Origin of the sequence: Pseudomonas sp. Pseusp88 (genome assembly GCF_047303955.1) — a bacterium.
GTDB lineage: Bacteria > Pseudomonadota > Gammaproteobacteria > Pseudomonadales > Pseudomonadaceae > Aquipseudomonas.
Window position 1 is genome coordinate 1 of record NZ_JBGLYM010000092.1, and the last position, 521, is coordinate 521.

A 521-nucleotide genomic window follows, 5' to 3' on the forward strand; every position below is an offset into this window, starting at 1 on the left:
GGTTTGGGGTACGGTTCCTGGTTACCTGAAGCTTAGAAGCTTTTCTTGGAAGCATGGCATCAACCACTTCGTCATCTGAAAGATAACTCGTCATCAGCTCTCGGCCTTAGAATCCCGGATTTACCTAAGATTCCAGCCTACCACCTTAAACTTGGACAACCAACGCCAAGCTGGCCTAGCCTTCTCCGTCCCTCCATCGCAATAACCAGAAGTACAGGAATATTAACCTGTTTTCCATCGACTACGCTTTTCAGCCTCGCCTTAGGGACCGACTAACCCTGCGTCGATTAACGTTGCGCAGGAAACCTTGGTCTTTCGGCGTGGGTGTTTTTCACACCCATTGTCGTTACTCATGTCAGCATTCGCACTTCTGATACCTCCAGCAAGCTTCTCAACTCACCTTCACAGGCTTACAGAACGCTCCTCTACCGCATCATCAAAAGATGATACCCGTAGCTTCGGTGCATGGTTTGAGCCCCGTTACATCTTCCGCGCAGGCCGACTCGACTAGTGAGCTATTA

The 521-nt window shown here is 49.9% G+C and carries 1 rRNA gene; it reads right to left on the bottom strand.

Going from position 1 to position 521, the window contains the following annotated elements:
* Positions 1-521, bottom strand: a 23S ribosomal RNA gene (locus ACCD02_RS32605); the annotation flags it as partial.